We start from the raw sequence: 23,580 nt of genomic DNA on the forward strand, positions 1-23,580 counted from the left end.
GGGCTCCCGGACCCGCCCATCCCGGCCGGCCCGATCGACCTCGACGAGGGGGTCGAGGCCTACCCCGTGAGCCCGATCCCGGGCGTCGGCCGTGCGGCACCGGGTGCCCCGCGCACGATGGCCAGCGGGTTCGCCGGCTCGACGGCGGACCAGGCGATCATCAACGCGCTCCTGGCCGGTGAGACGGGCCGCTCCGCGGAGTCCTACGGCGCACTCGGCTCGCTGGTCTACGGGCCCGTGGTCCGCGGGGGTGAGTCGTCGTGACCGAGCCCCAGAAGCAGCCGGAGTTCGTGAGCGCGGCCGCCCTGCGCCGCCGCCGCCAGGCGGTGACCGTCTCGGCCGGGATCAAGCTCGGCATCTTCAGCATCGTCTCCGTCCTGGTCACGGGACTGCTCGCCGCGATCATGGGCAACATCGGCTTCGGCGCGGGCACCGAGTACAAGGCGATCTTCACGACCGCGTCGATGCTCGAGAAGGGTGACGACGTCCGGGTGGCGGGCGTCAGCGTCGGCGAGGTCAAGGACGTCGACCACCACGACCGCAACCACGCGATCATCACGTTCCGGGTCAAGTCCGACGTGCCCCTGACCACGGCGTCCCGCGCGGAGGTCCGCTTCCTCAACCTGGTGGGCGACCGCTACCTCGCGCTCGAGGCCGGCGCGGACGCCGGCGCGGGGCGGCTCGAGGGAGGAGACACGCTGCCGGTCGAGCAGACCAGCCCGGCGCTCGACCTGACCACGCTGTTCAACGGCTTCAAGCCGCTGTTCCAGGCACTCCAGCCCGAGCAGGTCAACGAGCTGAGCATGAACCTGGTCCAGGTGCTGCAGGGCGAGGGCGGCACGATCCAGGGCCTGCTGGAGAAGACCGCGTCGCTGACCACCACGCTGGCGGACCGGGACCAGCTGATCGGCGAGGTGGTCGACAACCTCAACACGACCCTGGCCACGGTCAACTCCCGCTCGGAGCAGGTCACCCAGCTGGTGGTGGAGCTGGAGGGGTGGATGACCGACCTGGCCGCGGACCGCCAGGTCATCGGCTCCTCGCTGGACAGCATCTCCGACCTCACCGTCGAGGTCGCGAGCCTGCTGAAGGGCGCCCGGCCGGTGCTGAAGTCGGACATCGCCGAGCTCCGCAAGCTCGCCAAGCTGCTCAACAAGAAGCAGAACCGGGACGTCGTCGTCGAGCTCTTCGACCGGCTGCCGGAGTCGATGACCGACCAGACCCGGACCGGCACCTACGGGTCCTGGTACAACTACTACGTCTGCGGGTTCTCCGGGGAGATCAAGCTGCCCGCCGGTCTCGGTGACCTCCCGGTCATCCAGCAGCTCCAGCAGCAGCTCAACCAGCTGGACTTCCGCTCGACCGCCCCTCGCTGCGCGGACACGGGGGTGCAGTGATGAAGCGCTACACGGACGCCCAGATCATGCGGCTCGGCGTGATCACCATCGTGATCATGCTGCTGATCATGGCCGCGGCCTTCAACCTCTCGAAGTTCCCCGGCTTCGGCGGCACCTCCTACACAGCGGTCTTCGCCGACGCGAGCGGCATCCACCGCGGCAACATGGTCCAGGTCGGCGGGATCCGCGTGGGGCGGGTCCAGGACGTCACGCTCGAGAGCTCCACGGTCGTGGTCAAGTTCGAGGTCGACCACGGGGTGGAGTTCGGCAAGGAGAGCGAGGCGTCGATCGAGGTGCTCAACCTGCTCGGCGAGAAGTACCTCGAGCTCACGCCGGCGGGCGAGGGGCAGCTGGCGGAGGACACCCCGATCCCGCTCGAGCGCACCGAGTCGGCGTACGACATCGTGGGGGTCTTCGGTGACCTCACCACCACCACCGAGGAGATCGACCGCGACCAGCTCGTCAACGCCCTCGACGTGGTCTCGACCACGATGACGCAGGCGGCGCCGGAGATCGAGGCGAGCTTCGACGGCATCGCCCGCCTCTCCGAGACCGTCGCCTCGCGGGACGCCCAGATCCGGGCGCTGTTCGCCAACTCCAAGGACGTCACCCAGCTGCTCAGCGACCGCAGCAAGGACCTCGTGTCGCTGATGGAGAACGGTGACCTCGTGTTCCAGGAGGTGACCAAGCGCAAGGAGGCGGTGCACCGTCTCCTGGTCAACGCGCGGGTACTCGCCAAGCAGCTGCGCGGGGTGGCCGAGGACAACCAGGCCCAGCTCGGTCCGGCTCTCGCGGAGGTCGACGAGCTGCTCGACCTCCTGATCAGCAAGGAGAAGGAGCTCAAGGCGACGCTCGCCGCGCTCGGCCCGTACGTCTCCATCCTGGGCAACATCATCGGGACCGGCCCGTGGTTCGACGCCTACGCCGCCAACCTGGCCGCGATCCCGACCGGCGAGTTCCTGCCGACGAGGGTGGCCACCCCATGACCCGCCTCGCCCAGCTCCTCAACGTGCGGACGGTCGCGCTCGCCGTGGCGGTCCTGCTCCTCCTGGGGACCTTCGTCCTCGTCGGCAGGGACGAACCGAGCAAGACCGTCACCGCGCACTTCCCGCGTGCGGTGAGCGTCTACGTCGGCACGGACGTCCGGATCCTCGGGGTCAACGTCGGCAAGGTCACCGCGGTCATCCCCGAGGGCAACTCGGTGCGGGTCGAGATGGAGTACGACGCGACGTACGACGTGCCCGCCGACGCCAAGGCCGCGATCGTCACCCCGACCCTCGTCGCCGACCGGTTCGTCCAGCTGACCCCCGCCTTCGAGGAGGGCGACAAGGTGATGGCGAGCGGAGCGGACATCCCGCTCCCGGACACCGGCGTCCCGGTCGAGCTGGACCGGATCTACGCCAGCCTCGAGGACCTGACCATCGCCCTGGGCCCCAACGGCGTCAACAAGGACGGCACGCTCGACCACACGCTGGCCGCGGCCCGCGAGGCCTTCGAGGGCAACGGCGCGCGGGGCAACCAGATGATCCGCAACCTCTCGGAGGCGGCGGTGACGTTCGGCGAGGGCAGTGGGGACCTCTTCGAGACCGTGAGCTCGCTGGCCCGCTTCACCGAGGTGCTGGCCACCAACGACGCCGTGGTGAGGGCCTTCATGAAGGACCTGGCCGAGGTGTCCGCGGCGTTGGCCGACGAGCGGGAGGAGCTGAGCGCCGCGCTGGCGTCCGTGGCCGACGCGGTCGGGACCGTCGAGTCGTTCGTCCGCGACAACCGCAAGGCGCTGGTCACCGACGTCGAGAAGCTGACCCGCACCCTCAAGACGATCAACTCCGAGAAGGAGAGCATCGACACCGCCCTGACCGTCGCCCCGGTGGCCATGGGCAACCTGATCCTCGCCTTCGACGCGCAGTCCTCCTCGGTGGGCTCCCGGATCGGCGTGCAGCAGAACATCGCGGACCTCGACGGCTTCCTGTGCTCGGTGGTCCAGCAGTCCGGCATGCCGCAGGTCAGCAAGGACCTCGCCTGCACGCTCTTCGAGCAGATCATCGAGTCGGGGGTCCCGAGCAAGGCCGCCGTCCGCAAGGCCGCCCGCGAGGCCCGGGCCGCGGCGGACACGCCCGCCGGCCAGCAGCGCGCCCGGACCAGCCAGGTCCAGGACACCCCGGCCACCGACAGCGAAGCCACCGTCACCGACCTGTTCGGAGGCTCGTCATGAGGCCTGTCGCCCGGCTCCGGACCTCCGCGGCGCTCCTGGCCGCCGGGGCGGTGCTCCTGAGCGGCTGCGAGTTCGACGGCGCCTACGACCTGCCGCTGCCCGGCTCGCCGGTGGACGAGGACAACAGCTTCGAGGTCACCGCGGAGTTCGCGGACATCCTCAACGTCGTGCCAAGGTCGCCGGTCATGGTCGACGACGTCGTCGTCGGCGAGGTGACCGACGTCGAGCGCGTGGGCTGGCACGCGCAGGTCACCCTGAGGGTCCGCGACGACGTCGAGCTCCCGGACGACGCGATCGCCGACATCCGCCAGGTCAGCCTGCTGGGCGAGAAGTACGTCGCCCTCGAGGCCCCCGAGAGCGGCGGCTCGGACAGCCGGCTCGGCGAGGGCGACAAGATCCCGCTCGCCGCGACCGGCCGCAACCCGGAGGTCGAGGAGGTGCTCGGCGCGTTGTCGTTCCTGCTCAGCGGCGGAGGCGTGGCCCAGCTCGGCACCATCGTCGAGGAGCTCAACAACGTGATGAGCGGCCGCGAGGACCGGCTCCGCGTGCTGCTCGGCTCCCTGGAGGACGTGGTCGGCACGCTCGACGCCCAGAAGGCCGACATCATCCGCGCGCTGGAGGCGATGAACAACCTCACCGCCACCCTCAACGCCGAGAAGAAGACCGTCACCGACGCCCTGGACGCCACCGGTCCCGCGATCGAGGTGCTCGCCGACCAAGAGGCCGAGCTGGTCGAGATGCTGTCCTCCCTGGACCGGCTCGGCGAGGTCGGCACCCGGGTCATCCGGGCCAGCAAGGACAACCTGATCAAGAGCCTCGAGAACCTCGAGCCGGTGCTGAGCCAGCTCTCCGCCGCCGGCGACGAGCTGGCTCCGGGCATCAACCTGCTGGTGAGCTTCCCGTTCCCCGACGAGGCGTCGGACGTGGTCAAGGGCGACTACGCGAACACCTCGATCCGAGCCGAGATCAGCCTCGACAACTTCCTCACCGGCGGGGGCGGGGACTCCCCGATCGAGCTCCCGCCGATCGAGCTCCCCGACCCGGGCGAGGTGCTCAACGACGTCCAGAAGTGCCTGCAGAGCGGCAACATCTCCAGCGCCGCCTGCAAGAAGGTGCTCGCCGACCTCGACTCGCTGACCAAGCTCAAGAAGCAGTGCAAGAAGGAGAAGTACCAGGACAACCCGGTCTGCGTGGTCCTCAACCAGGTGCCCGACCTGCCCCTCGACGAGCTCCCCGACGTCCTGGACGACGTCCTCGGGGGCGTCCTGGGGCGCGCGGCCACCAGCTACACGCCGAGCGGCACGGCCGCGGCGCCCGGGGACACCAACGCACTTTTCGGGGGCCTGTCGTGATCACCACCAGACCTGCGCCGTGTGTCCCGCACTCCGGGCACGCGCCTCGCGGCGTTGCCGTCGCTCGCAGGACGACCCAGTACAGCTTCGCTCCGGCGCCTGGCGATGCACGCACCCGGAGCACGGGCCACCCCCGACGCACGTCTGGTGGTGATCACGTATGACCCGCGGCATCAAGGTCCGGCTGGTCGCGTTCGCGGTGCTGTCGGCCGTCGGCATCGTCTACATCACGGCGTCGTACCTCGGCTTCATCGACCGGGTCCTCGGCCGGGGGCTGACCGTCTACGCGACCCTGCCGTCGTCCGGCGGTCTCTTCGAGGGCAGCGAGGTCTCCTACCGGGGCGTGAAGATCGGCAAGGTCAAGGAGATGAACACCAGCCGCGACGGCGTCGAGCTGGTGCTGTCGCTGGAGGAGGGCACGAAGCTGCCCGCGGACGCGCCGATGTACGTGCACAACCTCTCGGCCGTGGGGGAGCAGTACCTCGACTTCGAGCCGGCCGACGACGAGGGTCCGTACGTCGAGGACGGTGCGCGCCTGAAGGGTGACGCCGACTCGCTGCCGACCGACGAGGCCGACCTGCTGATCGAGCTCAACGACTTCGTCGGGTCCGTGGACGAGCGCAACCTGCAGGTCACCGTGGCCGAGCTGGGAGACATGTTCGCCGACACCAGCGAGCCGCTCCAGCAGCTGCTCGACAACGGCAGCCGGTTCGTCGACGAGGCCTCGGCGCACAGCGAGGAGACCATCGCCCTGCTCGACTACGGGAAGACCGTGCTCGGCACGCAGCAGGACAACTCCGAGAACATCGCGTCGTTCTCCCGCGACCTCAAGCTGCTGACCGCGGCCCTGGCCGGCAGCGACCAGGACCTGCGCGAGGTCCTGGCCGGGACTCCCGGAACCGCGCGGCAGGTGGACGCCCTGCTCAAGGACCTGGAGCCCACGCTGCCGGTGCTGCTGGGCAACGCGGTGAGCATCAACCAGGTGGCGGTCGGGCACCTCGCCGGCCTGGAACAGCTGCTCGTGTCCTACCCGCGGGTGATCGGGGCCGGTCCCAGCGGCAGCACCGCGGACGGCTACGGCCACGTCAACCTGCAGTACGACAGCACCCCGGTCTGCACGGAGGGCTACCTCAAGCCGAGCGAGTGGCGGCAGTTCACCGACCTCACCGACGGGCCGATCTATCCCGCCCAGTGCCTGAGCGGCCCGCCGCTCAACATGCGTGGGTCGAAGTACGCCCCCGGGACACCGCTCAACAACAACCCCGCACGCACGTCGGTCGGCTCCTACTACCCGCTCGCCGACGAGGTCCCCGGCGTCCTCGACCGCAACGGCGACCCGGTCCGCTACGTCGAGCCGGGCAACCTGTCGGTGCTGGGCGGGGACTCGTGGAAGTGGCTGCTGGTGGGTCCGGTCTCATAGATGCCTGTGACTCCCGTGTCCTCCCGCAACCGTGTCCTCTACCTGGTGGCCCTGCTGCTCGCCTGCGTCTGCGTTGCGGGCGGTGTCCTCGCCTACCTCGAGAGGGGTGAGCGCGCCGACGCCCGGGCCGAGCAGGAGCGGTACGGCGCCGTGCTGGCGTCGGCCCGGACCGAGGCCACCGCGCTGGTCAACATCGACTACCGCGACCCGCAGGCCGCCATCGACGCGATCACCGCGGGGGCGACCGGGGAGTTCAAGGAGCAGCTCGACCAGGGCGCGGGGCCACTGACCGAGATTCTCGAGCAGGGCCAGGCCACCCGCTCCGGCAAGGTCGTCTGGGCCGGTGTCGTGGCGGTGGACGCCGACAGCGCCCGGGTGATCGTCGCGACCGAGGGCACGGTCACGAGCACCGGCACCGACCAGTCGAGGGCCGAGAACTTCCGGATGCAGCTCGACCTCGAGCGGGTCGACGGGGACTGGCTGACCAGCAAGCTGGAGTTCATCAAGTGACCCGCTCCCGCAACCCCACGCCCCGCCCTCGTCGGGTCGCCGGCTCCGGCAGTCGAGGAGCCCGCGCCGGCGAGGGTCTCGAGACCACGCCGGCCGAGGCACCTGCCGAACCCGCGGTGGTCGAGCCTGTCGAGACCCCCGCGGTCGAGGCACCTGCTGACCCCCCGGTGGTCGAGCCCGACGAGACCTCCACAGTCGAGGCACCTGCCGAACCCCCGGTGGTCGAGCCCGTCGAGACCCCCGCAGCCGAAGCGCCCGCTCGACCGCCGGCCCGCAGGACCACGGTGGCGCTGGTGCTCGCCATCGTGGTGCTGGTCGCCGCGGCGCTGCTCGAGGCGGCGTACCTCTGGGGACCGTTGGGGGACGACCCGAAGGTCTCGGCCGCCCGCCCGGTCGTCATCAGCGAGGCGGCCCAGCGCAGCGTGGTGGACACGGCGGCCCAGGCGGCGGTGACGTTCAGCGGTCGTTCCTACGAGACCTACGACGAGCAGGTCGACGCGGCGACGGCCACGATGACCGACGCGTTCGCCGAGGAGTTCCGGCAGACCACGGACCAGGTGCGTGACGACTGGATCGAGCAGCAGACGATCGTCGTGGCCGAGCTCGAGGCGCAGGCGGTGATCACCGCGTCCGACAAGCAGGTGGAGGCGCTCGTCTTCCTGACCCAGTTCATCGAGCGCAAGGGCGCGCAGACCGCGGTCACGCCCTACCGGCTCAAGATCACTATGGTCGAGACCGAGCAGGGCTGGTTGGTCTCGGACGTGGAGTCCGCGTAGCGCGCCTCCGGCCGCAACTAGAACACGTTTCAGTTAGGATGACCGCCGTGAGCAGGGTCGAGTGCGACATCCTGATCGTGGGAGCCGGGCCGACCGGCCTCTTCGCGGCCTACTACGCGGGCTTCCGCGGGCACCGGGTGGCGGTCGTCGACTCCCTGCCCGAGCTCGGTGGGCAGATCACCGCGATGTACCCCGAGAAGCAGATCCTCGACGTGGCCGGCTTCCCGTCCGTCAAGGGCCGGACCCTCGTGGAGGGCCTGGTCGAGCAGGCCGCGACCGCGAAGCCGGAGTACCTCCTGGACCGCACCGCCCTCACGCTGGAGCACGACGACGACGGCGTGACCGTCGGGCTCGACGACGGCACCGAGGTGCGTGCCGGCGCCGTCCTCATCACCGCGGGCATCGGCAAGTTCAGCCCCCGTCCGCTCCCGGCCGGCGAGGGCTGGCTCGGTCGCGGCATGGAGTTCTTCGTGCCCAGCTTCGAGCCGTACGCCGGCAAGGACGTCGTCATCGTCGGCGGCGGTGACAGCGCCTTCGACTGGGCCCTGCACCTGCAGGGCATCGCGCGGAGCATCGCCCTCGTGCACCGGCGTGACGCGTTCCGCGCCCACGAGCGCACGGTCCAGCAGGTCAGGGACTCCGACGTCGAGATCATCACCAAGGCGCAGGTCACCGCGATGCGGGGGGACAGCACGCTCGAGGAGGTCGAGATCGACGTCGACGGCGAGACCGTCGTCCGGCCCGCACAGGCCCTGGTCGCCGCCCTCGGCTTCGTCGCGGACCTCGGCCCGATGCAGCAGTGGGGGCTCGAGGTCGAGAAGCGGCACATCGTCGTGGACCCCTCGATGCGCACCAACTACCCACGGGTCTTCGCCGCCGGCGACATCACGGAGTACCCCGGCAAGGTCCGGCTGATCGCCGTCGGCTTCGGGGAGGCCGCCACCGCGGTCAACAACGCCACCGTCGCGATCGACCCCAGCGCGAAGGTGTTCCCCGGTCATTCAAGTGAAGGCACCTGAGGAAGGGTGAGGTAGGGACATGAAGATCAAGGTCGACTACGACCTCTGCGAGTCCAACGCCCTCTGCGAGGCGATGGCCCCAGAGGTGTTCTGGCTCGACGACGACGACTTCCTCCAGCTGCACACGGACCAGACGACCGACGAGAACATCGACAACGTCAAGCGCGCCGTGGCGGCCTGCCCGCGCGCCGCCATCTCCCTGATCGAGGACTAGCCACTACATGTCACCAACGAACCTGTCCCTGGACGGACGCGTCGCGATCGTCACCGGGGCCGGGGCGGGACTCGGTCGCGCCGAGGCCCTCGCCCTGGCCGGAGCCGGCGCCCGGATCGTCCTCAACGACCTCCCGGGGGCGGCCGACGACGCCGCGGAGGAGATCCGCGCCACGGGCGTCGAGGTCGCCGTCGTCGAGGGGGACGTGGGGGAGCGGTCCACCGCCGACGCCATGCTCGCCGCCGCGGTCGACGGCTTCGGCTCGCTCGACATCGTCGTCAACAACGCCGGGATGACCCGGGACCGGATGCTCTTCAACCTCTCCGACGAGGAGTGGGACGACGTGATCCGCGTGCACCTGCGCGGCCACTTCCTGCTGTCGCGCAACGCGGCGTCGTACTGGCGGACGAAGTCGAAGGAGACCGACGCCCCGGTGTACGCACGGGTGGTCAACACCGCGTCCGAGGCGTTCCTGGGTGGCTCGCCGGGCCAGGCCAACTACGCGGCCGCGAAGGCGGGCATCACCGCGCTCACCCTGTCCACCGCGCGCGGCCTGGGCAAGGTCGGCGTGCGGGCCAACGCCATCTGCCCGCGGGCCCGCACCGCGATGACCGCCCAGGTGTTCGGCGAGGACACCTCCGGTCAGGAGGTCGACCCCTACTCCGCGGAGCACGTCGCCCCGCTGGTCGCCTACCTCGCCTCACCGGCCGCGGACAACATCACCGGCCAGGTGTTCGTCGTCTACGGCGGGATGGTCGCCCTGGTCGCCGCCCCCGTCGTCGAGCAGCGCTTCGACGCCGCCGGCGCGGTCTGGGACCTCGAGGACCTCGACAAGCAGCTGGGCGGCTTCTTCGAGGGCCGCGACCCCAGCGTCGGGTTCGCCGCGGACTCGATCATGCGGCTGGAGGTCTGACATGGGTCGTCTGGACGGCAAGGTCGCCATCGTCACCGGCGGCGCGATGGGCCAGGGCGCCGGCATCTGCCGGGCGTACGTCGCCGAGGGCGCCAAGGTGGTCATCGCGGACGTCGCCGACGACGTGGGGCTGCTCCTCGAGGAGGAGCTCGGGGCCGCGGCGCACTTCGCCCACCTCGACGTCAGCGACCAGGCGGCGTGGACCGCCCTGGTGGCCGACACCAACGAGCGCTTCGGCCCGGTCAGCATCCTGGCCAACAACGCCGGGATCCTCCGGTTCGGCAGCGTCGAGTCGATGCCGGTCGACGAGGTCGAGCTGCTGTTCCGGGTCAACCAGCTCGGCTGCTGGCTCGGCATGCAGTCCGTCGTCCCGACCATGAAGGCCAACGGCGGCGGCGCGATCATCAACGCCTCGTCGACGGAAGGCCTCGGCGGCATGGCCAACACCGTGGCCTACGGCGCCACCAAGTTCGCGATCCGCGGCATGACCAAGGGCGCCTCGCACGAGCTCGGGAAGCACAACATCCGGGTCAACTCGGTGCACCCCGGCATGATCGACACCCCGATGACCCGCGTGCACGGCGGCGACCTCGCCATGGAGTACGGCGCGTCGAAGATCCCCCTCCGCCGGGTCGGCCACCCCGAGGACGTCGCGCCGCTCTACGTGTTCCTGGGCAGCGAGGAGTCGTCCTACATCAACGGCGCCGAGATCGCGATCGACGGCGGCGTCACGGCGACCCACGGCTTCGGCGGCTGAGGGGACGGACATGGCCAACCAGCGCGCGCAGATCGTGATGACGCACGACGAGCAGGTCGAGTTCCTGCACCAGTCCCGGTCCTCGACCGTCGCCTCGGTCGGCGCGAACGGCCAGATCCACCTCGTCGCCATGTGGTACGCCGTGCTCGACGAGCACGTCTGGATCGAGACCAAGGCCAAGTCGCAGAAGGTCGTCAACCTGCGCCGGGACCCGCGGATGTCGTTCCTGGTCGAGGCGGGCCACACCTACGACCAGCTCCGCGGCCTCGCCATGGAAGGCACCGGCGTCATCGTCGAGGACAAGGACGTCGTCTGGGACGTCTGCGTCAACATGTTCGAGCGCTACAACGCGCCGTACACCGAGGAGCTCAAGCCCTTCGTCGAGCTGATGGCGCACAACCGGGTCGCCGTCCGCCTCGACGTCGACCGGGTCCGCTCCTGGGACCACCGCAAGCTCGGGATGGACCCGATCGACCTGGGCGGGACGACCGCGGAGTTCATCTAGCCGGTCCCACTAGCCTGCTCCGGTGCCCGCCGGACCCGAGACCTACTCGGAGCTCGCCGAGGCGGCCACCCGCTGGGTGCTCGCCCAGGTCCGGCACGACGACCTCGGACCGTGGATCCCGGAGGCGTTGACCCCGGACGCGTTCGACGCGCCCCCGGCTCAGTACCGCGACGGCATGCACAGCGGCATCGGCGGGCTCGGCCACCTGCTCGCCGAGGTGCGGCGGCACCGGCCGTGGTCGGGCGACGAGGCCGCGCTCGCAGGAGCGGTGGCCGAGCGGCTGCGCGCCCGCACCGAGCAGCTGGACGACGTCACCTGGTTCGACGGGCTGGTCAGTGACATCGGGGTGCTGGCCGCGCTGGGCGAACCCGGCGTCGAGGAGTGCGTGGCCCGGTTGCTCGACGTCACCGGTCGCGGATGGCCCGACTGCAACGACGCCACCCTGGGCAAGGCGGGAGTGCTGATCGGCGCCCTCGACGCGCTCGATGCCGGTGTCGAGACGGCCAGGCCCCTCGCCGAGCACGGCGTCGACCGGTTGCTCGCCGAAGCCGAGGAGACCACCGCCGGGCTCGACTGGCTGTTCATGCCCCGGCACCTCGTGGGCGAGGTCGTCCAGATGCCGAACTACTCCCACGGTCTGGCGGGCATCGCTGCGGCCCTGGCACGAGCGGGCGGGACCCTGGGTCGCGACGACGCGGTCGCGGCCGCCCGTCTCGGCGCCGAGCACCTGAAGACCCTGGGCGACTCGTCCGACGGAGTCTTCGTCGTCCCGCGGCGCATCCCGCCGAAGGAGGGCGACGAGGTCGTCACCTGGAACTGGTGCCACGGGCCCGCCGGCACCCTGGCACTGTTCGCCGCGCTAGGGGAGGGGACCTGGGTGGAGCGCTGCGTGACGTCGCTGCGCACCTCAGGCATCCCCGAGCGACGCCGGCCCGGCTTCTGGGACAACGACGGGTTGTGCTGCGGGACCGCCGGCGTCGGCCTCGCCGTCCTGCCGCACGACCCCGCGTTCGCAGCCACGATGGCCGACGCCTGCGTCGAGCGCGCCGTCCGGGACGGTGACGCGGCGTACTGGCGCTTCGTCGAGCACCGCAACGTGGAGCCGCTGCTCCCGCCGGGGGTCGGCTGGATGCAGGGCGCCGCAGGGATCGCGGCCTTCCTGTTCCGCGTGGCCCGCGGAGAGGAGCTCGGGCGAGGGGTCAGTCCCTGAGCACCATGCGGACCGCGCGCTCCATGTGCTCGGCGGTCTCGTTGGCGGTGGCGCGGCCGGTCACCCAGGCCACCAGGGAGGACAGCCAGACGTCGCCGATGACCCGGGCGATGGCGATGTCGTCCTCGGTGGGCTCGGTGCGCTCGGGGTCCATGGCCCGGGTGAGCATCGTCGACAGCTGCATGCCGACGGCGTGGATCTCGGTCGCGACGGTGGAGTCGGCGAACATGAAGGCTCGGGTCAGCGCCTCGGTGAGGTGCGGGTCGCCCTGGAGACCACGCGTGGTCTTGCGCAGGACGTAGATGACGCGGTCGGAGGCGGTGTCGCCCGGGACCGGCTTGTCCTTGAGGCTGGCCTCGGCGCGCTCGAACTCCCGGCCGAGGGCCGAGACGAGCAGGTGGATCTTGGAGGGGAAGTAGCGGTAGAGCGTGCCGAGGGCGACGTCGGCCTGCTCGGCCACGCCCCGCATCTGGACGGCGTCGAAGCCGCCCTGGGCGGCCAGCGTGATGGTCGCGTCGAGGATCCGCCTGCGTCGGTCCCGCTGAGCGGCGGACCCGAGGTCCTCGACCGCCAGGGAGTTCGTGGACGTGATCGTGCTCACCCTGCCTCCCCGGGAACATGGAACGTGTGCAACGTAGTGTGCGTTGGGTCGATGGTCAGGCTATCAACGCCTGAGCCATAATAGGAACACGTTCCAGTTTGTCCGGCACGGCGACACGAGCCCCCGGCGACCACCCGGAGGACTCCACATGCGGATCGCGATGTTGTCGTACCGCTCCAAACCCCACTGCGGCGGGCAGGGCATCTACCTGCGCCACCTCAGCCGCGAGCTGGTGGCCCTGGGCCACACCGTCGAGGTCTTCAGCGGGCAGCCCTACCCCGAGCTGGACCCGGGGGTGGCGCTGACCAAGGTGCCGAGCCTCGACCTCTACCGGGAGCCGGACCCCTTCCGGATCCCCAAGCCGCGCGAGTTCCGCGACCGGATCGACGTCGAGGAGTTCGCCACGATGTGCGTGGCCGGCTTCCCCGAGCCCAAGACCTTCAGCTCGCGGGTCGCCCGGCTGCTGCGGGAGCGGCTGGACGACTTCGACATCGCCCACGACAACCAGGTGCTCGGCTACGGCATGCTCGAGATCGAGAAGATGGGGCTGCCCCTCCTCACCACGATCCACCACCCGATCACCTTCGACCGCCGCATCGACCTCGCCTCCACCCGCAACCCGTGGCGCAAGCTCACGATCAGCCGCTGGTACGGCTTCCTCCGGATGCAGAAGAAGGTCGCCCGGAAGGCGCGCTTCATCCTCACGCCGTCCGAGGCGTCCAAGCGCGACATCGCGAAGGACTTCGGCGTCGACCCGGCCCGCATGCAGGTGCTCCTGCTCGGGGTGGACGACGCCTTCCAGCCGCCGACGGCGCCGCGGGTCCCGGGCCGGATCCTGGCGATGGCCAGCGCCGACGCCCCGATGAAGGGCATCGCCACGCTGCTCGAGGCGTTCGCCAAGCTGCGCACCGAGCGCGACGTCGAGCTCATCCTCGTCACCGCCCCCAAGGCCGGCGGCAAGACCGAGAAGCTCATCGACAAGCTGTCGATCAAGGACTCCGTCCGGTTCGTCCACGGCATCACCGATGCCGAGCTCGTCGAGCTGATGGGTTCGGCCGAGGTCGCCTGCGTGCCGTCGCTCTACGAGGGGTTCTCGCTCCCGACCGCGGAGCTGATGGCCTGCGCCACCCCGCTCATCGTGAGCCGCGCCGGCGCCATCCCGGAGGTCGTGGGGCCCGACGGCTACGCCGCCGAGCTGGTCACGCCCGGCGACGTCGGTGAGCTCACCGAGGCGCTGGCCAGCCTGCTTGACGACCCGGAGCGCAGGCAGCGCCTGGGCGCCAACGGCCGCAAGCGGGTCGACGAGCTGTTCAGCTGGCGGGCGGTGGCGGCGACCGTCGCCGCGGCGTACGAGCACGTGATCGAGGACTACGAGAAGGACCAGGACATTGCTGACCGTTGACTTCGAGCGGCTCCGTCTGCAGCCGGGTGACCGGGTGCTCGACATGGGCTGCGGTGGCGGGCGCCACGCGTTCGAGATGTACCGGCGCGGGGCCGACGTCGTCGCGTTCGACATGGACGCCGACGAGCTGGCCGGCGTGAGTGACCTGTTCCACGCGATGCGGCAGGCGGGCGAGGTCCCCGACGGCGCCGAGGCCGACGTCAAGCAGGGCGACGCCCTCCAGCTCCCGTTCGCGGACGGCGAGTTCGACCGGATCGTCGCGGCCGAGGTGCTCGAGCACATCCACGCCGACGTCGACGCGATCAAGGAGCTGGTCCGGGTCCTGCGGCCCGGCGGCACGATGGCCATCTCGGTGCCGCGCTGGCTGCCGGAGGTCATCAACTGGCGGCTCTCCGACGAGTACCACAACGCCGAGGGTGGCCACATCCGCATCTACACCGACCACGAGCTGATCGACAAGGTCACCAAGGCGGGGCGGTCCAACGACGGCACGCCGGGCGACGCGATGATCTACGAGGGCAAGGACTACGCCCACGGCCTGCACGCGCCCTACTGGTGGATCAAGAGCGCGGTGGGTGTCACCAACGACGAGCACCCGCTCGCGAAGGCCTATCACAAGCTCCTGGTCTGGGAGATCATGAAGCAGCCGCGGGCGCTCCAGCTGGCCAGCAAGGTGCTGGACCCGCTGATCGGCAAGAGCCTGGTGCTCTACTTCCGCAAGCCCGCCGAGCCGTCCACGGGACCGGCGTGACGGCGCACCGGCTGCCCTACGTCGAGGGCATCCTCACCGCCGCGCAGGTCGCCGAGACGGCCGCCTCCATCGTCCGGATGCAGGAGCCGAGCGGTGCGATCCCCTGGACCGTGGGCGAGCACGCGGACATCTGGAACCACGTCGAGGGAGCGATGGCGCTGCTCGTCGGCGGTGAGGTGGAGGCCGCCGAGAAGGCCCTGCTGTGGGTGCCGACGATGCAGCGCGCCGACGGCTCGTTCCCGATGAAGATCGTCGGCGGCGAGCCCGAGGACGAGCGCGGCGACGTCAACATGACGGCGTACGTCGCGGTGGGCCTGTGGCACCACTGGCTGGTGCGACGCGACATCGCCTTCGTCCAGCACTACTGGCCGACCGTGCGTGCGGCCCTGGACTGGGTCGTCGCCCAGCAGGTCGTCTGGGGCGGGATCAACTACACCCCCACCGAGGACTACTGCCTGCTCACCGGCAGCTCCAGCATCTACCAGTCGCTCCGCGCCGGCGTGGCGCTGGCCGACCTGGTCGACGACCCGCAGCCCGAGTGGGAGCTCACCGGCGGCCGGCTCGGCCACGCCCTGCGTGAGCACCGCGACCTCTTCGCGGACAAGTCGACCTACTCGATGGACTGGTACTACCCGGTTCTCGGCGGCGCGGTCCGCGGCGAGGCGGGCCTCGCCCTGCTGGAGACCCGCTGGGACGACTTCGTGGTGCCCGGCCTCGGCATCCACTGCGTCGACACCAACCCCTGGGTGACCGGTGCCGAGACCTGCGAGCTGGCGATGGCCCTCGACGCCCTCGGCGACCACCGGCGCGCACTCACGCTGCTCGCAGACATGCAGCACCTGCGCGAGTCGGACGGCAGCTACTGGACCGGCTGGGTCTACGACGACGGCCGCGCTCCCGACGGCGAGCCGCGCGACGTGTTCTGGCCGGTCGAGCACACGACGTACACCGCTGCGGCGGTCATCCTGGCCGTCGACGCGCTGGGCGAGGTCGCCGGCCACAGCACCGCCGGGTCCGGGATCATGCGCGGCACCTCGCTGGCGCCGCACTTCACCGAGCTGGCGCTGGAATGTGGTTGCCCCTCAGCCGACAGCCTCGCCGGCGTCGCCGGCCGTCCGCTGTAGGACCCGCATCGAGCCCAGCGCCTCCACCTCGGTGAAGGCGCCGCCCTCGATCGCCCGCAGGAAGACGTGGTACGGCGGCTGCCCGCCGTCCGCCGGGTCCGGGAACACGTCGTGGATGACCAGCAGCCCCCCGGTCATGACCCACGGCGCCCACCCGGAGTAGTCGTTCTGCGCGTGCTCCTCGGCGTGCCCACCGTCGATGAACAACAGCGACAGGGGAGTGCGCCAGTGCGCGCTGACCGTCGTGCTCCGGCCGATGACCGCGACGACCTGGTCCTCGAGACCGGCCAGCGCCATGGTCCGGCGGAACGTCGGCAGGGTGTCCATCACGCCGAGCTCGGCGTCGACCAGGGTCGGGTCGTGGTGCTCCCAGCCGGCCTGGTTCTCCTCGGAGCCGCGGTGGTGGTCGACCGTGAACACGACCGCCTGGGGTCCACCGACCTCGCGGGCCGCGGCGCCGAGGTAGATCGCGGACTTGCCGCAGTAGGTGCCGACCTCCAGGACGGGCCCGTGCGGCAGGCGCTCGAGCGCCCGCCGGTGCAGCAGCATCCCCTCGTCCTCGGGCATGAACCCCTTGGCGCCGAGGGCGTGGCTCAGCCAGTCACTCTGCCGGTCGTCGGTCACCCGTCGACTCTAGTAGAGTTAGAACACGTTCTAGTTCTCGGTCACGAGGAGCACCATGTCCATCGGCATCTCCGACGAGCACGTCGAGCTGGCGAAGAGCCTGCGCCAGTGGGCCGCCGACTCCGGCGGGGTCGCGGCCGTGCGCGCGTCCGAGTCCGAGGCCGACGCGACGTTCGCCGACGTCTGGAAGCAGGCCGTCGAGATGGGCGTGCCCACCATCGGTCTGCCCGAGGCCGCCGGGGGTGGCGGCGGTTCGGTCCTGGACCAGGCGGTGGCGCTCGAGGCGTGCGCGCACGAGCTGGTGCCCGGTCCGCTGCTGGGCGCCGCGGTCGCGGGCTCGCTGCTCGGGGAGACCGATGGCGTCGCCGAGGCGCTGGGCCAGGGAGCCGTCGTCGGGCTCGCGCTCGACCCGTCCCTGAGCACGGTCTGGGACGTGCCCAGCGCCACTCACTACCTGGTGCCGAACGCCGACGACGACTGGTTCGTCGTGCCGGCCGAGGGGCTGACGACGAGTCCCGTGGTCGGGCTCGACCTCAGCCGCCGGTTCGGGACCGTCGAGGTCGACCTCACGGCGCCGGGTGTCGTCCCGGTCGAGTGGCTCGAGGCGGAGCTCGTCCATCGCGCGGTGGTCACGTTCGCGGCCGCGGAGGCGGCCGGCGTCGCGCGCTGGTGCCTCCAGACCGCGGTCGACTACGCGAAGGTGCGCGAGCAGTTCGGCCAGAAGATCGGCGCCTTCCAGGCCATCAAGCACCTGTGCGCGGAGATGCTCGAGACGGCCGAGGCGGTGACCGCCGCCGCCTGGGACGTCGCCGAGATCGCCTTCGCGCTGGACGACGGCGGGGACGACCAGTGGGCGTTCGCCGTCGACGTCGCTGCCGTCACCTGCTTCGACGGCGCCGTCGACAACGCCAAGGCCTGCATCCAGGTGCTGGGCGGGATCGGCTTCACCCACGAGCACGACGCCCACCTCTACCTGCGCCGGGCGCTCAGCCTGCGCTCCCTGGTCGACAGCTCGGACGCCGCGGCCGAGCGGCTCACCGACCGGGCTGTCGCCTGCGTCCGCCGCCGGGTGCACGTCGACCTCGAGGGCCGCGACGCCGATGTCCGCGCCGAGGTGCGCGCCGAGGCCGAGCGCCTGGCGTCCCTGCCCGCCGAGGAGCTGCGGCCCGCGCTGGTCGCCAACGGCTACCTGACGCCGCACTGGCCGTCGCCGTACGGACTGGGCGCCGACGCCGTGACGCAGGTCGTCATCGACGACGAGCTCAGCCGGGCCGGCGTGACCCGGCCCGACATCGTCATCGCCGGCTGGGCGCTGCCGCCGATCCTGGAGGCCGGGACCGAGGAGCAGCAGCAACGGTTCGTGAAGCCGTCGCTGCTCGGCGAGCTGGTCTGGTGCCAGCTGTTCTCCGAGCCCGGCGCCGGCTCCGACCTGGCCTCCCTGCGCACCAGGGCCGAGCGCGTCGACGGCGGGTGGAAGCTCTCCGGCCAGAAGGTGTGGAACTCGGTCGCGGAGCGCGCCGACTGGGGGATCTGCCTGGCGCGCACGGACCCGGACGCCCCGAAGCACAAGGGCATCAGCTACTTCCTCGTCGACATGAGGAGCCCGGGCATCGACGTCCGGCCGCTGCGGGAGATCACCGGGGAGGCGTTGTTCAACGAGGTGTTCCTCGACGAGGTGTTCGTCCCGGACGACTGCCTGGTCGGCGACGTCAACGACGGCTGGAGGCTGGCCCGGACCACGCTCGCCAACGAGCGCGTGGCGATGGCCAACTCCCGGCTCTCCAAGAGCGCCGAGCGTGCGGTGGCGCTGGCCACCGAGGGACTGACGCCCGTGCAGAACATGCGGGTCGGACGGGCCGTGGCCCTGTCGACGGTCTGCTCGCTGCTGGCGGTCCGGTCGACGCTGCGCTCGATCGCCGGCCACGGGCCGGGCCCGGAGTCGAGCGTCGCCAAGCTGCTCGGCGTCCGCAACCGCCAGGACGGCGCCGAGCTGGTCGTCGAGCTCCAGGGCGACGGTCTGGTCGCCCCGTCCGAGGAGCTGCAGAAGGACATCTGGGAGCTGCTCAACACCCGCTGTCTCTCGATCGCCGGCGGCACCACGCAGGTCCTCCGCAACGTCGCCGGTGAGCGGATCCTGGGCCTGCCGCGCGGCTAACCGTGCTCGTCCAGCAGTTCGAGCCTCCGTGCTGACCGGATCAGCAATGCCGCCACCGGCTCGGCGTCAAGGGGGACCTGGGGCAGTCGTCGCCCGGCTCGCTTCACCAGCTCGTCCCAGATCCGCTGCTCGAAGGCGTCCCGGCTCTCGTCGTCGGCGAGCCGGTCGATGACGAACCCCGCCAGCTCGTCCGCCACGTCGTGTCGGGACATCCGGTAGAGCGCGACGGTCGGGCAGCGCGATGCGGGCCAGGCCAGGCTCGTTGCGCACCAGCCAAGGTGCGGACTCGAGCAGCGCGCCGGTGAGCTGGACGGCCTCCCGGTCACACCCACGGGCCAGCTCGAGGAACACCCGGTTGAGCCGGGACGGCACGTGCACCGGGAGGTCGGCGGATGCCTCGACGACAGCGGCCTCGTCGAGCGCTTCCTCGGCCGCGTCGTGGCGACCCAGCGCTGTCCGGGCGTAGCCGAGGAGAGCCAGTCGATCGACGAGCAGCGTCGGGTGCCGGCGTACGTCCTCCTCGCCGACCTCCGCGGTGCAGGCCCGGTCGACGAAGCCCCAGTCGCTCCGCACGTAGCCGCGCCAGTAGGTCTCGGCGCCGCGTCGGGAGCACTCGTAGCGGGGGCCGGCCGACGGTCGGGCTCTGCTCTGCCAGCGCTCGAACCCGACCTCGTCCTTGACGTCCAGGCACTGCCAGTATCGCAACGACAGGTACTCGTCGTGCCAGCCGTCGCTCAGCTGCTCCGACGCAGCGCCGACCTCGTCGAGGCTGTGCGCGAAGCCATCGGCGTCGCCGTTGCTGACGGCGGACATGGCTGCGCACACCGCCAGTGCAGCCTGCACGCGGGGGATCGTGGTGGCCTCCGACGAGGCGCGGCCCAGCCACATGTCCACCCGTTGCTGGAGACCACCGCGGTAGAGCCAGGCCCTGAGCAGCGGGGGCAGGCTGGCCATGGCCGAGGTCCGGTCGTCGTCCCAGGCCCACGCCAACGCGGCGGTGACGTCGCCGTCATGTGCGAGCACGTACGTATCGGCGCCCGTCAAGGCACCGGGGTCCTCGTCGAGCTCCCTGACCAGGCCCAGGAAGTGCGCCGCGTGGGCGCGCCGGACTTCCGCCTCAGGTGCGCCGACGACGTCGACCACCACGTCGCGCACCGGAGCGAGGATGCGGAACCGGGGGACCCCTGGGCCAGCTACGCGTTGCACGAGTCCGAGGTCGACCAGCTCGGCGAACACCAGTGCGGACTGGTCCGTGGTCAGGACACCGGCGAGAACCCGCCGGGCGGTCGCCAGGTCGTACGGGCCTCGGAGCACCGTGAGTGCCCGGAGAGCGGCCAGCGCGCCCCCACTCAGACGTTCCAGACTCCAGCCGAGGGCGTCGCCGAAGGTCTGGTGTCGGGAAGGGCGCACGACGGACGGGTCGTGCACGAGGCCGAGCCGCCGCCCTGCGACCTCCGCCAGCAGCTGCTCGGCAGAGGTCCAGCGCAGTGCGGAGCTCAGCAGGTCCAGCACCAGAGGTACTCCTTCGGCCCGCTCGGCGAGTAGCGCGAGGGCGGAGAGGTCCTGGTGAGGGGCTGCCGAGCGCAGCATGTCCAGGGCGGGGCTCGTGGGTCCGGACGCGCCGAGGGTTGCCACGCTGTGGAGGTGCTCGTCCGGCCGCCGAAGTGGCAGCCGCGAGGTGACCAGGACCGCGGTGCCCTTGACCGCCAGCACCGCGCCGACCAGCTCGGACACCTCGGCCCGGATCTGTTCGGCGTTGTCGAGGACGACGAGGCTGGGCGACGCCTGGACCGCGTCCACGACGTCCTCCAACGCCGCACTCGGCGCACCCAGCACCGACGACACCGCGGAGAGCACCTGGTCACGGTCGGCGCAGCCGCTCAGGTCGGCCACCCAGGCGGGTGGGTGCTGCGCGTCCCACGCGTCGGCCACGGCGATGGCGAGGGTCGTCTTGCCGATCCCGCCGGGGCCGTGCAGGGTCACCAGCCGGTGTCCGGACGCGAGCCTGTCGAGGATCTCCCGCACGTCCTCGGCGCGACCGAAGACCGGATGGGTCGCCGGCGGCAGTGTGATCGACCGTCGCCACCTCGACTGGGGGCGCGTGGCGGTCACGGGCAGGGAGCGTCCCTCGAGGAGGCGCTGGTAGAGCGACTGGGCGTCCCCGGAGGGATCGGTACCGAGCTCGTCGGCGAGGATGTCCCGAAGAGCGTGATAGGCGGAGATCGCCTCGTTGGGCCGTCCGTCGAGCGCCAGCGCGTGCATGCGCCAGTAGTGGACCCGTTCGTCGAGAGCGGCCGTCACCACGAGGTGGTCGAGTCGCTGCACCGCTTCGCCGGCACGTCCCAGCCCGACGAGCGACTGCGCGTGCAGGAGTGCGGCCTCGTGCCGGAGGCCCTCGAGACGCGCCCGTTCGCGCGCGCTGGCCTGACTGACGAGGCCGGCCAGGGGCTCACCGCCGAAGGCGTCGAGCACCCGCTCGGTCGTGGTGAGGAGACCGCCGTGGTTGCCCGAGCCCAGCATCGCCCGGGCCCGGACCAGGCGTTGGTCCGCGTCCCGGGCATCGACCTGCAGGAGCTCGGTACGGAGCCGGTAGCCCGAGCGCGTGGATTCCAGCACCTCGGGCTCCAGGAGGCCGCGCAGCTTGGACACCGCCACGTGCACCGCGTTGCGGGCGCTCTTCGGGGGCTCGTCCCAGATGCGGTCGGCCAGGGCCTCCCAGGACAGCACGCTCCCATCTGCGATCGCGAGATGAGCCAGGACCGCCGCCTGGACGTGGCTGGTGACGACGTCGGGAGTCTCGGGGTCGATCCCGGACGCCACGGGGCCCAGGAGTCGCACGAACACGGCGCCCCCGTTCCTGTCTGCTCGCCGGTGGCCGACAGCCTAGACCGGGGTAAGCGCGCAGTAAGAGCGTCCAGCCAGAGTCCTGGCGGGATCACTCACCCGAGTCACGCGCCACGAGGGTCCTTCTCCTGCCGGTGTCGCTGGTCATGACCAACGGGGAGCGGCACCGGCAGGACCTCGGCGCCGACGCCGTCCGGCCCGGGCGCGCACGCGAGCGTCGTGCCGGGCGTTGTGGGTCTGCTCGTCATGGTCGAGCCCGAGCAGACGTACGGTCAGCTCTGGTGCAGCGGAGAACGGTGTCATGCCCCGAGCCTGCGGCTGAGGGGCCCGGCCGCGGATGGGGAGCATGCCCTACCCGCGAGGCCTGGCTGCCTCAGATTCCGCCCACGCGTGGGTGGCGCCGCCAGTCGTGCGGCTGTGGGCCTCTAGGCCGGGGTTGCGGCGTGCTCCCGGCGGTACTGGTTCCAGTGCCAGTGCAGGTACCGGTCGATGGCTCGCACGATGTGCGAGGACCGGATCGACGGGAACACGTCGAACGCGTGCTGGGCACCTGGCAGCTCGGCGTAGACGACGGTCCGCTTGGAGACCTCGCGGAGCCTGGCCACGAACATCCGGGCCTGGTCGACACCCACGAGGCTGTCGTGGGTCCCGTGCAGGACGAAGAAGTCGGGGGCGTCCGGGGTGATCCGCAGGATCGGGCTCGCTGCCTCGAACGCCTCGGGGTCGTCGGCGTAGCGCTTCTTGAACACGGTCGGCCCCATGAACCGGTCGCGGGTGAGCGTCACGCTCCGCAGACCGGTCGCCCCGGCGACGTCGTAGACGCCGTAGTGGGGCACCGCCACCTGGACCGAGGTGTCGGCGTCCTCGAACCCGGGCTGCCACACGGGGTCGTTGGGGGTGAGCGCCGCGAGCGCCGAGAGGTGCCCGCCCGCGGACCCGCCGGTGATCGCGATGTAGTCCGGGTCGCCGCCGTACGCCGCGATGTTGTCCCGGATCCACGCGATGCTCTGCTTCACGTCGATGATCTGCGCCGGGAACGGGTCCCGTGGCGCGAGCCGGTAGTTGATCGCCACGCAGACCCAGCCCTTGCTGGCGAGGTGGCGCATCAGCGGGATGCCCTGCTGGTCCTTCCTGCCGATGGTCCAGGCGCCGCCGTGCACCTGCAGGAGCACCGGGGCCGCCTCCAGCGTGCGGTCGGCGGGGGCGTAGATGTCCAGGTGGTTCCGGCTGCCGGCCGGCCCGAAGGCGATGTCCCGCTCGACCCGGACGTCGACCGGACCCTTGCGGAGGGTGCGGAACGGGTTGACCAGCGACCGCCAGGGCGTGGCCAGCTCGGCCGGGGTGGGCTTGGCGTCCAGCTGCTCGATGTAGTCGAGACCGAGTCCCTCGGTGAGGGCGTCCTCGACCCGGTCCCGGACGGCCCGGCTCTGCCAGACGAGGTAGCCGAGTCCCGCGGCGCTCGCACCGGCCAGCGCGAGACCCACCGGATCACGTCGGCGGCCGGTGCTGTGCACGGCCGCGTCCGCGGCGGTGAGCGCGAGGACGTGCGGCGCGAGCTCGCCGGTCAGCCAGCCTGCGAAGAAGGACGGAACCCCCACGCCGAAGCCGGGCAGTGGGCGGACCGCGTTGGCGGTCAGCGCCGCGGTGATGAGCTGTCGGCGGCGGAACGACATGACCCAAGATTAGTTGCTCACGGCAACGAAAGGGGTCCCGTCACCGTGAGACGGGCGTCACCCTGACGTGGCAGGGTGGCCGTCGTTGTAGGTGCAGTCCGTGACACAGCGTCGCCAACCG

The 23,580-nt window shown here is 71.1% G+C and carries 21 protein-coding genes and 1 pseudogene; 18 read left to right on the forward strand and 4 right to left on the reverse strand.

The features are described 5' to 3' along the window. The 14 genes and pseudogenes from JHD21_RS05745 to JHD21_RS05810 form a co-directional block, all read left to right on the forward strand. Positions 1-264 (forward strand): annotated as a pseudogene (locus tag JHD21_RS05745) (hypothetical protein); the annotation flags it as partial. Continuing rightward, complete coding sequence (locus JHD21_RS05750; protein ID WP_292672376.1) at positions 261-1,397, forward strand: MCE family protein; 1,137 nt, start codon at positions 261-263, stop codon at positions 1,395-1,397. The pseudogene JHD21_RS05745 and the gene JHD21_RS05750, both read left to right, overlap by 4 nt. Further along, the gene (locus tag JHD21_RS05755; RefSeq protein ID WP_292672378.1) at positions 1,397-2,383 is read left to right on the forward strand and encodes an MlaD family protein; all 987 of its coding nucleotides are present in this window, start codon (positions 1,397-1,399) and stop codon (positions 2,381-2,383) included. The genes JHD21_RS05750 and JHD21_RS05755 overlap by 1 nt, the downstream gene beginning before the upstream one ends. Then, on the forward strand, positions 2,380-3,609 hold the full coding sequence (locus tag JHD21_RS05760; RefSeq protein ID WP_292672380.1) for an MCE family protein: 1,230 nt from the start codon (positions 2,380-2,382) through the stop codon (positions 3,607-3,609). The genes JHD21_RS05755 and JHD21_RS05760 overlap by 4 nt, the downstream gene beginning before the upstream one ends. Beyond that, positions 3,606-4,961 carry an MCE family protein gene (locus JHD21_RS05765; RefSeq protein WP_292672381.1) on the forward strand — a complete coding sequence of 452 codons (1,356 nt, stop codon included), beginning with the start codon at positions 3,606-3,608 and terminating at the stop codon, positions 4,959-4,961. The genes JHD21_RS05760 and JHD21_RS05765 overlap by 4 nt, the downstream gene beginning before the upstream one ends. A 160-nt stretch (positions 4,962-5,121) precedes the next feature. Further along, complete coding sequence (locus JHD21_RS05770) at positions 5,122-6,381, forward strand: MlaD family protein (protein WP_292672383.1); 1,260 nt, start codon at positions 5,122-5,124, stop codon at positions 6,379-6,381. Further along, the gene (locus tag JHD21_RS05775; RefSeq protein ID WP_292672385.1) at positions 6,382-6,891 is read left to right on the forward strand and encodes a hypothetical protein; all 510 of its coding nucleotides are present in this window, start codon (positions 6,382-6,384) and stop codon (positions 6,889-6,891) included. Next, entirely contained in the window at positions 6,888-7,667 is a 780-nt protein-coding gene (locus tag JHD21_RS05780) for a hypothetical protein (RefSeq protein WP_292672387.1), read from the forward strand. The genes JHD21_RS05775 and JHD21_RS05780 overlap by 4 nt, the downstream gene beginning before the upstream one ends. Before the next feature lie 47 nt (positions 7,668-7,714). Next, positions 7,715-8,686 carry an NAD(P)/FAD-dependent oxidoreductase gene (locus tag JHD21_RS05785; RefSeq protein ID WP_292672389.1) on the forward strand — a complete coding sequence of 324 codons (972 nt, stop codon included), beginning with the start codon at positions 7,715-7,717 and terminating at the stop codon, positions 8,684-8,686. A 19-nt stretch (positions 8,687-8,705) separates the two neighbouring features. Then, positions 8,706-8,900, forward strand: a complete 195-nt coding sequence (locus JHD21_RS05790; RefSeq protein WP_292672391.1) for a ferredoxin — start codon at positions 8,706-8,708, stop codon at positions 8,898-8,900. Between the two features lie 7 nt (positions 8,901-8,907). Further along, complete coding sequence (locus JHD21_RS05795; RefSeq protein ID WP_292672393.1) at positions 8,908-9,813, forward strand: 3-oxoacyl-ACP reductase; 906 nt, start codon at positions 8,908-8,910, stop codon at positions 9,811-9,813. Position 9,814: 1 nt separating this feature from the next. Then, entirely contained in the window at positions 9,815-10,570 is a 756-nt protein-coding gene (locus tag JHD21_RS05800) for a glucose 1-dehydrogenase (protein ID WP_292672395.1), read from the forward strand. Between the two features lie 10 nt (positions 10,571-10,580). Further along, positions 10,581-11,075, forward strand: coding sequence for a pyridoxamine 5'-phosphate oxidase family protein (locus JHD21_RS05805; protein WP_292672397.1), 495 nt, complete (start codon positions 10,581-10,583; stop codon positions 11,073-11,075). 22 nt (positions 11,076-11,097) lie between these two features. After that, positions 11,098-12,285 carry a lanthionine synthetase LanC family protein gene (locus JHD21_RS05810; RefSeq protein ID WP_292672399.1) on the forward strand — a complete coding sequence of 396 codons (1,188 nt, stop codon included), beginning with the start codon at positions 11,098-11,100 and terminating at the stop codon, positions 12,283-12,285. On the opposite strand, the gene JHD21_RS05815 is transcribed toward JHD21_RS05810, so the two are convergent. Continuing rightward, entirely contained in the window at positions 12,275-12,886 is a 612-nt protein-coding gene (locus JHD21_RS05815; protein WP_292672401.1) for a TetR family transcriptional regulator, read from the reverse strand. The genes JHD21_RS05810 and JHD21_RS05815 overlap by 11 nt on opposite strands. A gap of 148 nt (positions 12,887-13,034) precedes the next feature. On the opposite strand from JHD21_RS05815, the gene JHD21_RS05820 reads away from it, so the two are divergent. The 3 genes from JHD21_RS05820 to JHD21_RS05830 are packed head-to-tail and all read left to right on the forward strand — an operon-like array spanning position 13,035 to position 16,163. Continuing rightward, a complete protein-coding gene (locus JHD21_RS05820; protein ID WP_292672402.1) occupies positions 13,035-14,288 on the forward strand; it encodes a glycosyltransferase family 4 protein in 1,254 nt (417 codons plus the stop codon). Continuing rightward, on the forward strand, positions 14,275-15,039 hold the full coding sequence (locus JHD21_RS05825) for a class I SAM-dependent methyltransferase (protein ID WP_292672404.1): 765 nt from the start codon (positions 14,275-14,277) through the stop codon (positions 15,037-15,039). Before JHD21_RS05820 ends, JHD21_RS05825 begins: the two co-directional genes overlap by 14 nt. Further along, complete coding sequence (locus tag JHD21_RS05830; protein WP_292672406.1) at positions 15,036-16,163, forward strand: prenyltransferase; 1,128 nt, start codon at positions 15,036-15,038, stop codon at positions 16,161-16,163. Before JHD21_RS05825 ends, JHD21_RS05830 begins: the two co-directional genes overlap by 4 nt. Here the strand turns inward: JHD21_RS05830 and JHD21_RS05835 are convergent. Continuing rightward, positions 16,122-16,787 (reverse strand): class I SAM-dependent methyltransferase, encoded by a 666-nt coding sequence (locus JHD21_RS05835; protein WP_292672408.1) that lies wholly within the window; start codon positions 16,785-16,787, stop codon positions 16,122-16,124. The genes JHD21_RS05830 and JHD21_RS05835 overlap by 42 nt on opposite strands. A gap of 55 nt (positions 16,788-16,842) precedes the next feature. Here JHD21_RS05835 and JHD21_RS05840 point away from each other — a divergent pair, with 55 nt between their 5' ends. Continuing rightward, positions 16,843-18,942, forward strand: coding sequence for an acyl-CoA dehydrogenase (locus tag JHD21_RS05840; protein WP_292672409.1), 2,100 nt, complete (start codon positions 16,843-16,845; stop codon positions 18,940-18,942). A 66-nt stretch (positions 18,943-19,008) separates the two neighbouring features. On the opposite strand, the gene JHD21_RS05845 is transcribed toward JHD21_RS05840, so the two are convergent. Together JHD21_RS05845 and JHD21_RS05850 are read right to left on the reverse strand one after the other, a co-directional pair. Further along, positions 19,009-21,786, reverse strand: a complete 2,778-nt coding sequence (locus JHD21_RS05845) for a BTAD domain-containing putative transcriptional regulator (RefSeq protein ID WP_292672411.1) — start codon at positions 21,784-21,786, stop codon at positions 19,009-19,011. Positions 21,787-22,211: 425 nt separating this feature from the next. Continuing rightward, a complete protein-coding gene (locus JHD21_RS05850; protein WP_292672412.1) occupies positions 22,212-23,459 on the reverse strand; it encodes an alpha/beta hydrolase in 1,248 nt (415 codons plus the stop codon). Positions 23,460-23,580: the final 121 nt, after the last annotated feature.

Source organism: Nocardioides sp. (assembly GCF_016462705.1).
In the GTDB taxonomy this organism is placed as follows: domain Bacteria; phylum Actinomycetota; class Actinomycetes; order Propionibacteriales; family Nocardioidaceae; genus Nocardioides.

Excerpts from the sequence above, each read along its gene's own strand:
- JHD21_RS05760 (WP_292672380.1), top strand. The coding sequence starts at position 2,380 with ATGACCCGCCTCGCCCAGCTCCTCAACGTGCGGACGGTCGCGCTCGCC.
- JHD21_RS05775 (WP_292672385.1), top strand. The coding sequence starts at position 6,382 with ATGCCTGTGACTCCCGTGTCCTCCCGCAACCGTGTCCTCTACCTGGTG.
- JHD21_RS05795 (WP_292672393.1), top strand. The coding sequence starts at position 8,908 with ATGTCACCAACGAACCTGTCCCTGGACGGACGCGTCGCGATCGTCACC.
- JHD21_RS05765 (WP_292672381.1), top strand. The coding sequence starts at position 3,606 with ATGAGGCCTGTCGCCCGGCTCCGGACCTCCGCGGCGCTCCTGGCCGCC.
- JHD21_RS05800 (WP_292672395.1), top strand. The coding sequence starts at position 9,815 with ATGGGTCGTCTGGACGGCAAGGTCGCCATCGTCACCGGCGGCGCGATG.
- JHD21_RS05840 (WP_292672409.1), top strand. The coding sequence starts at position 16,843 with ATGTCCATCGGCATCTCCGACGAGCACGTCGAGCTGGCGAAGAGCCTG.
- JHD21_RS05805 (WP_292672397.1), top strand. The coding sequence starts at position 10,581 with ATGGCCAACCAGCGCGCGCAGATCGTGATGACGCACGACGAGCAGGTC.
- JHD21_RS05850 (WP_292672412.1), bottom strand. The coding sequence starts at position 23,459 with ATGTCGTTCCGCCGCCGACAGCTCATCACCGCGGCGCTGACCGCCAAC.
- JHD21_RS05770 (WP_292672383.1), top strand. The coding sequence starts at position 5,122 with ATGACCCGCGGCATCAAGGTCCGGCTGGTCGCGTTCGCGGTGCTGTCG.
- JHD21_RS05820 (WP_292672402.1), top strand. The coding sequence starts at position 13,035 with ATGCGGATCGCGATGTTGTCGTACCGCTCCAAACCCCACTGCGGCGGG.
- JHD21_RS05755 (WP_292672378.1), top strand. The coding sequence starts at position 1,397 with ATGAAGCGCTACACGGACGCCCAGATCATGCGGCTCGGCGTGATCACC.
- JHD21_RS05790 (WP_292672391.1), top strand. The coding sequence starts at position 8,706 with ATGAAGATCAAGGTCGACTACGACCTCTGCGAGTCCAACGCCCTCTGC.